The sequence below is a fragment of the Halomonas sp. A29 genome, assembly GCF_046723295.1.
Lineage (GTDB): Bacteria > Pseudomonadota > Gammaproteobacteria > Pseudomonadales > Halomonadaceae > Halomonas.
Window position 1 is genome coordinate 294640 of record NZ_JAXQPR010000002.1, and the last position, 14626, is coordinate 309265.

The 14626-nt window shown below is 66.2% G+C and carries 11 protein-coding genes; 7 read left to right on the forward strand and 4 right to left on the reverse strand.

The window, feature by feature from the left end; all coding sequences use genetic code 11:
• Positions 1-23: 23 nt before the first annotated feature.
• Complete coding sequence (locus SPH52_RS04800; RefSeq protein WP_411793852.1) at positions 24-428, reverse strand: hypothetical protein; 405 nt, start codon at positions 426-428, stop codon at positions 24-26.
• Positions 429-649: 221 nt separating this feature from the next.
• Between SPH52_RS04800 and fhuB the strand changes: the two genes are divergently transcribed.
• On the forward strand, positions 650-2635 hold the full coding sequence (fhuB, locus tag SPH52_RS04805) for a Fe(3+)-hydroxamate ABC transporter permease FhuB (RefSeq protein ID WP_411793853.1): 1986 nt from the start codon (positions 650-652) through the stop codon (positions 2633-2635).
• Between the two features lie 14 nt (positions 2636-2649).
• Here the strand turns inward: fhuB and SPH52_RS04810 are convergent, their stop codons facing one another.
• From SPH52_RS04810 to SPH52_RS04820, 3 genes are read right to left on the reverse strand one after another with little or no spacing between them, the layout of a single operon-like run.
• Positions 2650-3546 carry an ABC transporter substrate-binding protein gene (locus SPH52_RS04810; protein ID WP_411793854.1) on the reverse strand — a complete coding sequence of 299 codons (897 nt, stop codon included), beginning with the start codon at positions 3544-3546 and terminating at the stop codon, positions 2650-2652.
• Positions 3547-3565: 19 nt separating this feature from the next.
• Positions 3566-4504 (reverse strand): sucrase ferredoxin, encoded by a 939-nt coding sequence (locus SPH52_RS04815; protein WP_411793855.1) that lies wholly within the window; start codon positions 4502-4504, stop codon positions 3566-3568.
• Positions 4501-5343 (reverse strand): ABC transporter ATP-binding protein, encoded by an 843-nt coding sequence (locus SPH52_RS04820; protein ID WP_411793856.1) that lies wholly within the window; start codon positions 5341-5343, stop codon positions 4501-4503. Before SPH52_RS04820 ends, SPH52_RS04815 begins: the two co-directional genes overlap by 4 nt.
• Before the next feature lie 183 nt (positions 5344-5526).
• Between SPH52_RS04820 and SPH52_RS04825 the strand changes: the two genes are divergently transcribed.
• From SPH52_RS04825 to SPH52_RS04850, 6 genes are read left to right on the forward strand one after another with little or no spacing between them, the layout of a single operon-like run.
• Positions 5527-6969 (forward strand): DHA2 family efflux MFS transporter permease subunit, encoded by a 1443-nt coding sequence (locus SPH52_RS04825; protein WP_411793857.1) that lies wholly within the window; start codon positions 5527-5529, stop codon positions 6967-6969.
• A gap of 22 nt (positions 6970-6991) precedes the next feature.
• On the forward strand, positions 6992-8752 hold the full coding sequence (locus SPH52_RS04830) for an IucA/IucC family protein (protein ID WP_411793858.1): 1761 nt from the start codon (positions 6992-6994) through the stop codon (positions 8750-8752).
• Positions 8753-8757: 5 nt separating this feature from the next.
• Complete coding sequence (locus SPH52_RS04835) at positions 8758-10593, forward strand: IucA/IucC family protein (protein ID WP_411793859.1); 1836 nt, start codon at positions 8758-8760, stop codon at positions 10591-10593.
• 9 nt (positions 10594-10602) lie between these two features.
• Positions 10603-11379: an HpcH/HpaI aldolase family protein gene (locus SPH52_RS04840; RefSeq protein WP_411793860.1), complete on the forward strand. Its 777-nt coding sequence runs from the start codon at positions 10603-10605 to the stop codon at positions 11377-11379.
• Positions 11376-12650, forward strand: a complete 1275-nt coding sequence (locus SPH52_RS04845; protein WP_411793861.1) for a type III PLP-dependent enzyme — start codon at positions 11376-11378, stop codon at positions 12648-12650. The genes SPH52_RS04840 and SPH52_RS04845 overlap by 4 nt, the downstream gene beginning before the upstream one ends.
• The gene (locus SPH52_RS04850) at positions 12647-14608 is read left to right on the forward strand and encodes an IucA/IucC family protein (RefSeq protein WP_411793862.1); all 1962 of its coding nucleotides are present in this window, start codon (positions 12647-12649) and stop codon (positions 14606-14608) included. Before SPH52_RS04845 ends, SPH52_RS04850 begins: the two co-directional genes overlap by 4 nt.
• The last annotated feature ends 18 nt before the right edge of the window (positions 14609-14626 follow it).

The following is a 14626-nucleotide window of genomic DNA, read 5'->3' on the forward strand; positions in this document are numbered from 1 at the left end:
CTACCGTTCCAGGACTCATGTGATCACCACCCCAGCCAACTGCGAAGACGCTGGGCGGGCGATGCTGCACAGCTGGCGGAGCTGCGGTTGGTGCTGCCCGAGAGTTGTGCCGTGGCTTCCTTCAGCGGAGCCATGATGGCTTCGAGATGATGCTGGCAGAGCTGGCGATCGAGAGCAGCGGGGCATTGAGCCATGAGCAGGCCACAGTGGTAAGTGGCGGTATCCAGCAGTTGGCAGACTTCCTTGAAAGGGGCGGCTTCGCCTCGGCAGCGCTGCAGCTCGCTGAGGAGCATCCGCAGCATCTGCGCATCCAGCCAGCAGGGTGTACCGTCCCGCTTGGTCAAGGTTGCTACCGAGTTCTGAATGGCCTGGAAGGAGACGTACAGGAAGACGCAGGTGTAGTACAGCTGGGAGCGTTCTGTGGACATGGGACACCATAAAAAATCTCAATGAGATTGATTTGCATTTTGTTTGGTGGGTGAAGTGCTGTCAATGAGAATCGAAGGGCATCAATTCTACTGATAATCGTTTTCATATAAGATTGCGTCCACGTAGATGTCTCAAGAGAAAAGAGCCGAAGCATGATCGACGAACGCATGGCGAAGGGTGTGCGCACGACGGCAGTGACCGATCGACCGGAGCGCGGAGCATGACAGCAGGCATGATGCGCGTTGTTTCACCAGGGAGTGCCTGTCTGTTGCTGAGCCTGCCCCTGCTGCTGCTGTTCTGGCTAGGCTTGCAGGAGCAAGGGGGCGTCGGACGGGGGGTGGAGGCGCTGTTAGCCCCATCTTTCGAAGACGTCAGCGAGCTGCTGCTGTACTACGCCTGGTGGCCGAGGCTAACCGTTGCGTTATTGGCCGGTGGCGGTCTGGCGTTGGCAGGCGTGTTGATGCAGCAGGTGCTGCGCAATCCGCTGGCGTCACCTACGACCCTGGGCGTGGCTTCGGGCGCCAACCTGGCCCTGCTGGCAGCGACCCTGCTGGCACCTGGCCTGCTGGCAGCAGGGCGTGAGTGGGTCGCGCTGGCCGGCGGCGGGCTGGCGGTGGGGCTGGTGTTCATGCTGGCCTGGCGACGTGGCCTGGCGCCCATCGTGGTGGTACTGGCGGGGCTGGTGGTCAATCTTTATCTGGGGGCGTTGGCCACGGCGCTGCTGCTGTTCAATCACGAGGCACTGTCGGGGCTGTTGATCTGGGGGGCCGGTTCGCTGGCTCAGAACGGCTGGGATGGTGCGACGACCCTCTGGCCGCGGCTGGCCATCGGTGCCGTGGGGGCCTGGTTCCTGCTGCGCCCGCTGGCGGTACTCGAGTTGGACGATGCCAGCGCCAAGAGCCTGGGCGTATCGCTCGTCTATCTGCGCTTCGCTGGTATGGGGCTTGCGGTGTTCATCACCGCCAGTATTGTCAGCGTGGTGGGAGTCATCGGTTTCATTGGCCTGGCGGCGCCCAATATCGTGCGGCTGGCGGGAGCGCGGCGCCTCGGTGAACGCTTGCTATGGGGTACGCTGCTGGGTGCGGTGTTGCTGGCCACCACCGACCTGTTGCTGCAGCTCTTCACCGGCGTGCTGCCGACGCTGATCCCCACCGGCGCGGTGACCGGTGCCTTGGGGGCACCGCTGCTGTTGTGGCTGATCCCGCGGTTGAAGCTGCAGGGCAACCGGGCGCCCCAGCCGGCTGCGGTACTGGCCAACCGGCATCCCGTCCCGGGGCGCCTGGCCACTCGTCTGGTCTTGGGGCTGCTGCTGGCAGTGGGCCTTGGCCTGCTGCTGGGGCAGGGCGCGAATGGCTGGTACTGGTTGACGCCGAATGAGTGGAACGTCATGCAGTGGCGATTGCCCAGGGTACTGGCGGCGGCGGCCAGTGGCCTGATGCTGGCGATAGCCGGTACGCTGCTGCAGCGCCTGTCTGCCAATCCCATGGCCAGCCCTGAAGTGCTGGGGATCAGCGGTGGCTGTGCCATTGCCTTGATCTTGGGAATCTTCCTGCTTCCTGCGCCGACCAGCGGTGTGCTGGTCGGCATCGGCACTCTGGGAGCCCTTGCCGCCCTGTTGCTCCTGATGGCGCTGAACCGAAGCAGCGGCTTCATGCCCGAACGGCTGTTGTTGACCGGGGTGGCAGTCAGCGCGCTGTTCGACGCCGTGCGCAGCGTGATGCTGGTGGGAGGCGATCCGCGCGGGCAGCAGGTGATCGCCTGGTTGGCGGGTTCGACCTACTACATCGATCTCACCAGCGCCCTGGTGGTGGGGATGTTGGCGGCGCTACTGACACTGTGCACCCTGCCTCTCACCCGTTGGCTCGATATCCTGCCTTTGGGGGCTGCCACTACTCGAGCCTTGGGCGTAGAGCTCAACCGGGCCCGTCTGGTGCTCTTGGTGCTGGTGGCCCTGCTGACCGCCTGCGCCACCCTGGTGGTGGGGCCGCTCTCCTTCATTGGGTTGTTGGCGCCGCATATGGCAAGGCTTTTAGGGCTGTCACGAGCGCGGCAACATCTGCTCGGCGCGGCGCTGGTCGGCATGCTGCTGATGGTGCTGGCCGACTGGGTGGGGCGCCAGGTCATTTCTCCCTACGAAATCCCGGCCGGCCTGGTCGCCTCGCTGATCGGTGGGGCCTACTTCATGTGGGGGCTGCGGAGATTGTGACAGGGGGCAGGCGTTCAGGTTCCGGAGGGTCGCTCCAGTGCGTCCACCAGGAGTTCGGCGAAGCGCTGCGCCGAGGGCAGGGCGCCGAAACTCCACACCGGCGGCAAGGTGACCAAGGTGCCGTCGCGCACGCTTGGGTGGTACTGCCATAGGGCGCTGGCGGCGAGCTTTTCCTTGGCGCCGATGGGGTAGGGTTCCACCACTACCAGGCGTGCATCCAGTTCGAGCAGCGCCTCCAGCCCGACCAGCGAGAATCCCCAGTAGTTGGTTTCCCCCTGCCAGGCGTTCTCCAGGCCCAGGCGGTCCATCACGGCCTGGAAGAGACCATGTTCACCGAAGACCCGTACATGCCGCTCGTCCATGAACTGGATGACCAGCAGGGGAGGAACTTCTTCCGGCAGCGTTTGGCGTAGCGTCTCGAAGTGTGATTCGGTGGCAGCAATCAATGCTTCGGCTTCGTCCTGGCGGCCATAGGCCATGCCAAGCTCCCGGGTCAGGACGAGAATCTGGTTCCAGGTGTCCCCCTGCGGCGTGTAGATCTCCCTGACGTCGACTGCTCCGATCCGCCCAAGGCGAGGCGCCAGATGACCGAACATCGGGGAAATGAGGATATGCACCGGGTCGAGGTGAGCCAGCAGCTCGACATTGGGCTGTGAGCGAAGCCCGATGTCGGCGACGTCTTCCGGCAGTCGTGGCTCGCCGACCCAGCTGTGGTAGTCGTCTACCTGGGCAATCGCGGCTGGAGGCTCGCCCAGAGCCACCAGCGTTTCGGCCAGGGTCCAGTCGAGAGTGGCCAGGCCAGCTCCATTACTGCTCGCGGCCGGGGTAGCTGCCAGCCATATCCAGCCGAGTATCCCGGCCAGACGCCGTGAATGGGACGAGTAGCGAAATCCAGAAAGCACTATGGGCATGAAGTGACTCGAACAGGGTTCATGAGTGCAGTACGGCCTTCCCGGTAGCCAAGACCTGCGTGGCCACCCACACTTGGCTCGCCGCGGGCGGGCCCGCGGCCAGGTCGGCACAGGTGTCGTAGCGCTGGATCATCCTCGGTTCGCAGCGCACCGCGAGTCGGCCTGTGTCGCTTGCGTCACGCCAATCCATCTCAATCCATCCTTGGCTCGATTCCTGTTCAGCGCTTGGCTGGGACACCGACACGTCAGCATGTATGCCTTGTGAGGCCAGCCACTCCAGTGCCGCAACCTGGGCACACTGCTGCATCGGGCTGAGCCGGGAATCGCCGCGGTAGCAGGGCAGGTAAGGGCGGCCTGCCATCTCGCTCTCGAGTAGCGGCAGCACGTCCTCATCGCCGATGCGGCCGTACTTGCGCAGGGCGGGAAAGACCACGGCACTGGCAGCCAGGCGACAGCCGCCCAGGTGGGTGCTTTCCCACACTTCAAAGGGGAGGCCACGCTCCACTACTGCTGCGTTCAGGGCCTTGTAGGCGGTGTAGCCGAACTTGGCGCAGCACTTGTCCTTCTTGCCGTGGGTACAGCACAGCAATAGCGCGCCCGTGGGCGCGGCCATCTCCCAATACGCAAGCGGTTCGTCCCGCTGCAGCGCCGCCAGGAAGGCCGGCAGTTCGTCACGTGCTACTTCGTAGCGGCGATTCTCCGGCATCAGGTAGAGGCGGTGGCGAGCACTGGATTGGTCGCGCCGATGAATCAGGTTGACCCGTCGCCCCCCCCCGGCAATGGCCTCGAGCCGTGTCGATACCTCGTCACACATGTCGCTGGCCTGGCGCAGGCTGCGCTGCCATTTCGGCCGCGGCCAGCTGAGCAGCAGGTTGCGCTCGGCATGGGCGGCGCTGCCCGCCAGCGGGTCGCCTAGCGCAAGGCTCTCCCGGGCACAGAAACGCTGGGTGGTGCTCATGCAGGCAACTCCTCCTTGCGTTTGACGGGAGAGACGGCACTGCCCAAGGCCGGGATGCAGACCGGTCGACCGGTACTGGGGGCGCTGATCACCTCGGCATCGAGATCGAAGACCTGCTTGAGGTTCGCCGCGGTAAAGACCTCCTCCGGGGGACCGCTATGTTCGATGCGTCCGTTGCGCATCATCACCAGCACGTCGGCATGGGCGGCGGCCAGGTTGAGATCGTGCAGCACTACCAGCAGGGTGCGGCCACGCTCGTGGGCCAGCCGTACCAGCAGCTCCAGCAGATCGACCTGAACCTTGAGGTCGAGAAAGGTGGTCGGCTCGTCGAGCAGGATGAGGTCGGTGTCCTGGGCCAGCACCATGGCGATCCAGCAGCGTTGGCGCTGGCCGCCGGAAAGGGCGTCCACCGGACGCCCGGCAAGGTCCGCGACCCGCGCCACGGCCATGGCCTCCGCGACCGCCTCTTCGTCCTGTGTCGACCATTGCCGCCACAACCGCTGATGGGGAAAACGTCCCATGCCGACCAGCTCGTGTACCGTCATGCCCTCCGGCGCCGTGGGGCTCTGGGGCAGGATGCCCAGGCGGTGGGCCACGTCGCGGGTGCGGTAGCGGTGTATCTCCTGGCCGTCGAGCAGCACGCGGCCTTTTTCTGGCGTCAGCGTACGGGCCAGGGTCTTGAGCAGCGTGGACTTGCCGCTGCCGTTGGGGCCCAGTAGCACCGTGAGACGCCCTTCGGCAACACGGAGATCGACGTTCTCGAGGACGCGGCGGTCCTCATAGCCGGCAGTCAGGCCTTCGCCCAACAGGCGGCAGGCTTGGGAGCGAGGAGTGTCCATTGGCGATGCCACAGCTAGGGATGCAGGCGAGGAGTATAAACATTTCTCATTCCGGATGCGACGTATTACATATAATTACCAAATGCTTTTGATAACTATTTGTATTTAAGAATTGGCTGTGACAGCCTTGAGGCATCGTCCAGGTTCGCCCCCATGCACTCATGGGGCGTAGGGAAGAAGGGAATGCCATCCAAGGATAGTGCCGCGCGTCGAGTGCTTGTCACCGTGCTGCTGGGAACCTTCACCGTCAGTCTCAATAACAGCGCCTTGAATCTGGCGATCCCCGAGTTGATGCGGGTATTCGACGCCACCGCCATCCAGGTGAGCTGGGTCATGACCCTGTTCCTGGTGGCGATGGGCATGACCATGCCGCTGACCGGATTTCTTGCCAAGCGCTGGGGGGCGCGGCGCTTCTACCTGCTGGGGCTGTGGCTGTTCCTGTTCGCTTCCCTGCAGGGGGCGCTGGCGACGAGCCTGGCCTGGGTGCTGGCGGCGCGAGCCCTGCAGGGCATTGCCGCCGGTCTGATGATACCGCTCTCGCTGCCGTTGATCTTTGCCGCCTGGCCTGCCGAACGGCGGGGGCGGGTGGTAGGGGTCTGGGGGTTCGCCGTGATGATCGCGCCGGCCATAGGGCCCAGTGTCGGCGGGCTGCTGCTGGAAGTGAGTGCCTGGCAGGCCCTGTTCCTGATGAACCTGCCCGTCGCCGTCCTCGCCCTGGCGGGCGGTCATTTCTACCTCGAAGAGGGCGACCGCGACCGCGAGCGGCGCTTCGACCTGCCCGGCTTCGTGCTGGTGACCCTGGGCGTGGGCGGGGTGCTTGTCGCCCTGGCCGGCTTGGAAGCTCCTGCCGACCTCCTCGAAGCCGTCCATTGGGGACCGCTGGGGCTCGGAGTGGCGTTGCTGATCGTCTTCGTCAGGGTCGAACGACGTGCCTCTCAACCGCTGCTCGAACTCCGCCTGTTTGCCATCTCTCCTTTCCGCGCCAGTGTGCTCATCGCCTGCGCTCAGGCCGTCACTACCTTCGGGTGTCTGTTGTTGATCCCGATCTGGATGCAGCGGGTTCAGGGCTACGACGCGCTCATGACCGGCCTGATGTTCCTGCCCACCGCGCTGATGGCGGCCGTCTGCTCGCCCTGGGCCGGCCGTCTGGTCGATGGGCGCTGGGCGCGCCAGGTGGTAACGGGCGGCCTGGTGGTGTCGGCAGTGGCGCTGGCAGGTCTTGCCGCGCTGGGCAATGCAGCGCCCCTCTGGCTGATCGGCGTATTGATGGCCTCACGCGGGGTCGGGCTCGGCTTCGGCTACCTGCCGGCAACCACGATCGGACTCAATGCAGTCGGTGATGCCCATGTCGCCCAGGCGTCGGCAATGAACAACCTGGCCCGGCGGCTCGCTTCGGCGCTGGGCATCGCCATCCTGGCCCTGCATCACGACCTGCGTACATGGCAGCTCGCCGTCGAGGGCGTCGCTCATGAAGCGGCTGCGCTGGCGGCGTTGGGTGAGGCCTTTCTCGCCCTGGCTGCCCTGCTTCTCGTGGCGACGCCCCTGGCGTTGTCGCTTCCCTCCACCCGCCATGAGGTAACGCCAGCTCATGATCCATGTAGAGCTACCCAGATTTCCCGCAAGTGAGCGGGAGGCAAGCCAGGCCACGATGCCGACACCACGCGCGACATGTCCCTCCTATGGCAGCCATCTCCAGGCCAAGGAGACAACGCTGCGTGCGCTGCTCAACAGCTACCTGCGTGAGACGGGGTGCCACGATCCGCGTCATGACGAGACCGGCCTGGCGGCATCGCTGCTCGACGTCGGTGAACCCTTCCGCTTGAGGTTGCCCGCAGGCGAGCTGATCGGCACGCTGCGCGACTTCTCCCTGTCGGGACAGCATCGCTATGGTGCGGCCTTCTACCTGCGCGACGATCAGGGGAGGGTGGTGCCTCTCGACATGCAGGACATCATTCAGCGGCTGCTGGAATCGCTGAGTGAGCCGGCGCTCGACAATACCCACGAGCTGCGGCTGTGGGACATGCGCGATAAGATCAACAACAGCTTTACCCGCATGGCGGCGCATCTCGACGACTTCCATCATCGCCAGGGCAGTGCGCCGGCTGAGGCATGGGATTTCATCGCCGCCGAACAGTCGCTCTACCTCGGCCACCCGTTCCATCCCTTTCCCAAATGCTCCCAGGGCGTTGAGCGCCGCGCTTTCGACGACTACAGCCCGGAGCGACGCGCCCGCTTCCCATTGCACTACCTGGCCGTGCGCCGCGACCTGCTGGTGGAGGCATGGCTCGACGGCCCCGACGATGGGCTGGCGGACATCGTGCTGGAGACGGCCCGGCAGCGGCTCGGCGAACGCCATGCCGATTATGTCCTGCTGCCCATGCATCCCTGGCAGGCGGACTATCTGCTGCATCAGCCGGACGTGCGCCTGCTGCTGGAGGAGGGGCTTCTCGTCGATCTCGGCGCGCTAGGGCCGCTGGCCTATCCCACTTCCTCGGTGCGTTCGGTATGGGTGCCGGAGACCGGCCAGGGCTACAAGCTGCCACTGCAAGTGCGCATCACCAACCTGATCCGCGAGAACACCCTCGAGCAATCGCGCCGTACCCTGGACGCCGCGCGGCTGATCCACCAGCTACGCGAGGAACTGGAGAGCGATGCCTTCCGCGTCGTGATGGAAACCGGCTATCGCACCCTGGACCCCGCGCACCCGGCCCTGGCCGACCACCGTGCGGCTGCCTTTACGGTGATCTACCGGCCAATGCCGGTCGAGGCGCAGCATGCCTGCGTGCTCGCCTCGCTGCTTGAACCCTACCCCGGCGAGGCGCAGCCCAAGCTGGTAGCGGCGATTCGCCATGGTGCAGGCGGCGAGGTGGACCTGGAGCGCTGGTTCGCAGCCTATCTGGAGATCTCGCTGGTGCCGATTCTCGAGATCCTGGCGCGCACCGGGGTCAGCTTCGAGGCCCACCTGCAGAACAGCCTGCTGCGCCTGGAGCGGGGCTGGCCCACCACGCTCTACGTGCGCGACCTGGAGGGTGTCAGCCTGGACCGAGAGCAGGTCACTCGACTGCCGGCATGGCCTTCGCTTGCCATCGCGGCGGACAGTCCGCTGCTCTACTCGCCGGAGGTCGCCTGGCGGCGCACGCAGTACTACTTCTTCGTCAACCATCTCGGGGGCGTGGTGAACGCCCTGGCGTCTCATCTCGATGTCGACGAAGGGCGCTTCTGGCGCCTGGTGGGTACCCGCCTGGCGCGCCTGCGCGAGGCAGGAAACGCCCGCCTTGCGGCTTACGCCGAAGACCTGTTGCAGGCTGACCACTGGCCGGCCAAGGCCAATCTGCTCAGCTGCTTCCGGCAGCGCGGTGCAAGCCCGCTGTTCGTCGATGTTCCCAACCCCATCAAGCGAGCCGGATGACCCCCATGGAAGCGATCCTTCGACCCACGCAAGCCAGCGTCGACCTTGGGCAAATGCCGTTGTCGCCGGAATATGTGCGCGTACAGCAGCGAGTGCTGCGCCAGTTCATCCAGGGTCTGCTGTTCGAAGCGGTTCTGCCAGCCGTCGAGGAGGCAGCCGGGCAGGGTGAGCAGCGCGCCTTCTCGCTGATGGGGCGTGACGCCCACGGGCGCGAGGTGGGCTACACCGCCTGGGGCGCGCGCAAGACCAGCTTCGGTCGTGTGCGACTGGCGATGCGGCCCGTCCAGCGCCGCGATGCGGACGGCCAGCAGCAGGAGGCGACCCTCGTCGGTTTCATGGCCGAGGTGATGGCTACGGTGGTTCCCGCAGAGCGCCTGCCCTATCTGCTGGAAGAGCTGCAGCAGACCCTGCTCAAGGATACCCAGTCGCGAATATTGAGCGGCATGCCCACCACCCCGGACCTGACCTGGGACCATGATGCCTGGGAAGGATGGCTGCAGGAGGGCCACCCCTATCACCCGAGCTACAAGTCGCGGCTGGGTTTCTCGCTTACCGACAACGCGGCCTATGGCCCCGAGTTCCGTCAGCACGTGCGGCCGGTCTGGTTGGCCGTGGACCGTGAGCATTGCCGGGTCTCGCCGTCGGCTTCGCTGAGCCACGCTGCCTTTCTGCGTGATGAGCTGGGCGAGGCGACGCTGGCGCGCTTCCGGCGCCAGCTCGTGGCGAATGCACGGCGCCCTCAGGACTATGCATTCCTGCCGGTGCATCCCTGGCAGTGGAGCCGCATCATCCTGCCCACCTTCCAGGCTGAGCTGGCCGATGGGCGGCTCTGCTATCTGGGCACCGGGGACGACGCCTACCTGGCCCAGCAGTCGATCCGCACCCTGGCCAACGCCAGCCGGCCCCGACGGGCCAGCCTCAAGCTCGCACTGAGCATCGTCAACACCTCCACCAGCCGCATCCTGGCTGCCCACACCGTAGAGAACAGCGCGCGCATCAGCGACTGGCTGCATGACCTGGTGATGCGTGACGCTACGGCGCGCGAGTGCGGTGTGGTCATCCTGCGTGAAGTACTGGGGGTGGCCTATGATGCCGCGCGCCTGACCGAACCGCAGCGCAGCCTGGCCTACGGTGCCCTGGGCGCCGTGTGGCGCGAGAGTCTGCACCGCTACCTGCAGCCGGGTGAGCGCGCGCTTGCCTTCAATGGCCTGACCCAGCTCGCCGCCACGGGCACACCGATGCTCGACGGCTGGGTGCGTCACTATGAGGTGGCGGCCTGGACCCAACGGCTGCTCGAGGTCACGGTGACGCCGCTGATTCACCTGCTCTATGCCCATGGCATCGGCCTGGAATCCCACGGTCAGAACATCCTGCTGATCCATCGCGATGGCTGGCCTGAACGCATCGCGCTCAAGGACTTCCACGACGGGGTTCGCTACAGCCCGGCGCTGCTGGCCGAGCCAGAGCGCGCCCCCTGCCTGGTGCCGGAGCCGGCCAGCCACGCCGCCGTCAACCGCAACTCTTATATCCAGACCGAGAGTGCCGACGAAGTGCGTGATTTCACCTACGACGCCTTTGTGTTCATTGCCCTCACCGAACTCTGTCTGTGCCTGGAGCAGCATTACGAGCTGTCCGAGGCCAGCTTCTGGGAGATGGCTGCCGACGTCATCCGGGATTATCAGGCGACGCACCCGGCGCTGCAGCCGCGCTTCGCGCTGTTCGATCTCTTCGCGCCGACGGTGAGCATCGAGGAACTGACCAAGCGGCGGCTGTTCGGCGATGCCGAGAAGCGCTTCGCCACCCGCGACAACCCGCTGTATCCGTACCGGCCAGGCGCCTGAGGAGAGTCGATGTTGACGCCCAATGAACTGAAGCGCCGGCTGGCGCGAGGCGAGACGGTGCTCGGCCTGTTTGCCTCGATTCCCACGGCGGTGACCGTCGAGATGATCGGCCAGGCCGGCTTCGATTTCGTCATCCTCGATACCGAGCACACCCTGGTGAGCCCCGAGACCCTGGAGCACATGCTGCGCGCCGCGGAGCTTGCCGGGCTCACCGCCCTGGTGCGGGTGTCGCGCCCCGACCCGGCCAGCGTGGTACCGCTGCTCGATGGCGGTGCCCGGGGCATCGTGCTGGCCGACGTGCGCGGCCCCGAGCCCCTGCTGGCGCTCAACGAATGCCTGCGCTTCCATCCACTGGGGCGGCGCGGCATGAACAGCGGCCGCCCGGGGCGCTTCGGTGCCGACGACCTGGTCGACTACCTGCAACGGGCCAACGACGAGCTGATGCTGGTGCCGATGATAGAGAGCGTAGAGGGGGTGGATAACCTTCAGTCCATCCTGGCGGCGCCCGGGATCGACATGGTGCTCGAGGGCGCGGCGGACCTGTCGCAATCGCTGGGCCTGCCCTGGCAGACCGAGGCGGCGGAGGTACGCCAGGCGCTGGATCGTATCCATGCCGCCTGTCGCCGCGCCGAGGTGCCGTTCTGCGCCATTCCCCGCAGCGCCGCACGGCGCGACTACTGGCGCGAGCGGGGCGTGCACGCCTTCGTGCTGGGGGATGAACGCGGCACCGCCTTTCGTGCCCTGCAAGCGAAGCTGGCCCCCTATCGTGAGGAGGCGAACCCATGACCAGCGTGGCCAAGTTCCTGCCTCGGGCGCCCTGGAGCCCGCCTTCCGTAGCGGTCAGGCGTTGCCTGGCGGCACTCGGCGAGTCGGCTCCCGACGGTACGCGCGAGCCTGTCTGTGCCTTTGTCTACGACCTGACGGCACTGCGCGAGCACGTTCGCACCATGCTGGCGGGGCTGCCGCAGCCCTGCCGGCTCTATTATGCCGTCAAGGCCAACCCCGACCGGCGCCTGATCGAGACCCTGGCTCCTCTGGTCGCGGGTTTCGAGGCCGCCTCGATCGGCGAGATCCGCCGCATCCGCGAGGTCAGCGATTCGGCCCCGGTGATCTTCGGCGGCCCCGGTAAGAAGGACGCGGAGCTCGAGGAGGCGCTCACCCTCGGGGTGGAGCGCATTCACGTCGAGAGCCTGCACGAACTGCGCCGGCTCAATCTGATCGCCGGGCGTCGCGGCAGGGTAGTGCCGATCCTGCTGCGGGTGAACCTGCACGATGCGCTGCCCGAGGCCACCGTCACCATGGCCGGACGGGCGACCCAGTTCGGCATCGACGAACCGCAGGTGGAGGAGGCGATCGAGGAGGTCCGACGCAGCCCGGCGCTGCGGCTTGACGGCTTCCACATGCACTCAATCTCCAACAATCTCGATGCGCACCTGCATGCCCGCCTGGTGGCCACCTACCTGGCAAGGGTGCGAGGCTGGGCCGAGCGCTTCGACCTGAAGATTCGCTGCCTCGATGCCGGTGGCGGCTTTGGCGTATCCTACGACGAGCGCCCGGACTTCGACTGGGCGGCCTTCGTCGACGCGCTGCGGCCACTGCTCGCCGCCGACCCGCTGCCCGGGGCGGAGCTGCTGTTCGAACCGGGGCGCTTCATCGCCGCCTTCTGCGGCTACTACATTGCCGAGGTCATCGACCTCAAGCAGAGCCATGGGCGCCACTTCGCCATCCTGCGTGGCGGCACTCACCATTTCCGCCTGCCCGCTTCCTGGCAGCACGATCACCCCTTCGAGGTGCTGCCATGCGAGCTGTGGCCTTACCCCTTCCCACGCCCCGAGCTCAACGTTCAGCGCGTGACCCTGGCCGGTGAACTGTGCACGCCGAAGGACGTGCTGGCCCGTGAGGTGGCGGTGGCGCGGCTGAGGGTGGGGGACCGGGTGCTCTTCCACCGTGCCGGCGCCTACGGCTGGACCATCTCCCATCACGATTTCCTGGGCCATCCCCATCCCCGGCATCTTTATCTCGATGACAGCCACGACGACAAGGAGCCTGTCTCATGATTCCGTTTTCCTCACCGACCGATGCGGGCTTTGCCGAGGCAGGGCGCCTCGCCGAGATACGCCTGTTGGGCGATCTCGTCGACACGCTGATTGCCGAAGGCTTTCTTGACGACCAGAGCATCGATTGGCCGGCGTCCGATACGCTGCCTGCCGCCCTGGCCTGGCCGCGGGGGGTACAGTGCCTGCGCTGGTGGACGGCACGCGAGGCAGGGGAGGCGGTATTGATTCCGCTGCGTGGCGCAGTGCTGCCGCCGCACCGGCATGTGGCGACAGCCGGTGTGTTCGCGGCGAACTGTCGGGACGATGGCGGTATTGTCGTCTGGTGGCGCCTAGCACCGGTCGAGCTGCTCGAGCTCGTGGTCAAGCACTGCCTGAACGACGCCCAGCGCCAACTGCCGGGGGTGGCCAACGTTCAGCGGCTGTTGCTCACCACCCTGTGGCAGACCCGACAGTCCATCGGCGAGGCAGCGCCGCTGGACATGCCGCAGGTGCACACCGCTGCAGCGAGCCTGCGTACCTTCGAGCGCCGTGCCGCTCTACGCGATCGACCCTTTCATCCGCTGGCCAAGGCCAAGGAGGGGCTCGATGAGGCGGACCATCGCTGCTATGCGGCGGAGTTTGCCCATCCCATCCGCATGCGCTGGCTGGCCATGCGGCGAGACTGCCTGACGGCCGGGAGCGGGGCGGCGCCCGGAGCCCTGGAACCGGTGGACCTGCTGCTGAATGCCGCGGCGCGCAGCAAGCTGGAAGAGGAGATGGCAAGGCTTAGCCTGGACCCTCAGCGTTACATGGCGCTGCCGGTGCATCCCTGGCAATTCGAACACGGCCTGCCGCGTCATCTCGCTGCCATGCTGGAAGCCGAGGAGGGGGTGGCACTGACGACGGCCGTTGGCGACTACACGGCAACCTCCTCGCTGCGCTCGCTGGCGCCGCTGAACGATGGCCGCTTCCATCTCAAGCTGCCGATGGCGGTTTTCTCGCTGGGGGCCGCTCGCTACCTGCCGGCGGTCAAACTGATCAATGGAGAGCGTGGCCAGACGCTGCTTGAGCAGGCCAAGGCGCGGGATCCGGAGCTCCAGGCGCGGCTGTACCTTTGCGATGAGCGCCGCTGGTGGTCCTACCTGCCCCAGGGCAGCGGTCTGTTCGACGACCCGCCCCGCCACTTGGGGGCGCTGGCGCGGGAGTACCCGGCGGCGCTGCTGGATGACCCGGCGGTGCGCCTGGTGCCGATGGCGGCCCTGGGCGTATCAAGCGTCCAGATGGAGCATGTCGGCGAGCATCCCTTCGATGCATGGCGTCGGCAGCGCGGCTGGAGCGACAGCGAGGCGGCGGTGATCGCCCTGTTCGGCGAAGTGTGCGACACCTTCTTCGAAATCGCACTGCGCCTCTATCGCCTGGGGTTGATGCCCGAGATTCATGGCCAGAACGCTGTGCTGGTGTGCCGCGACGGCCGCCCCGAAGGGATGCTGCTGCGCGACCACGACTCGGTGCGCCTGCATCTACCGTGGCTCGACCGCCATGGCATCGACGACCCTCGATACCGTATCCGTCCGGGCTACGCCAACAGTCTCTACAACGACACCCCGGAGGACCTGCTGTTCTACCTCCAGACTCTGGGCATCCAGGTCAACCTGCTGGCCATCGTCGAGAGCCTGACGCAACATCATGCCCACCTTGGCTTGGCAGAGGTACGGCTATGGCAGGAGATGCGCGTTCGCCTGGAGGCGCGAATCGCGTCGCTGCCGTTCGACACCGGGCAGCGACGTACCCTGCATAGCGTGCTGTTCGAAGCGTCGCGTTGGCCTCTGAAGTGCGTGCTGCGGCCGCTGTTCGAACAGCAGGGGGTGCCTGGCAGCATGCCTTCGGGCAAGTCGAGCCTGCCCAACCCGTTCCATGCGGCAATGCTGGGTAGCCGCTCGCGGCAAGGCGCGTGCGTTGTCGGGGCTGAACCTGTATAAAGGGGCCGACTCCCGAAA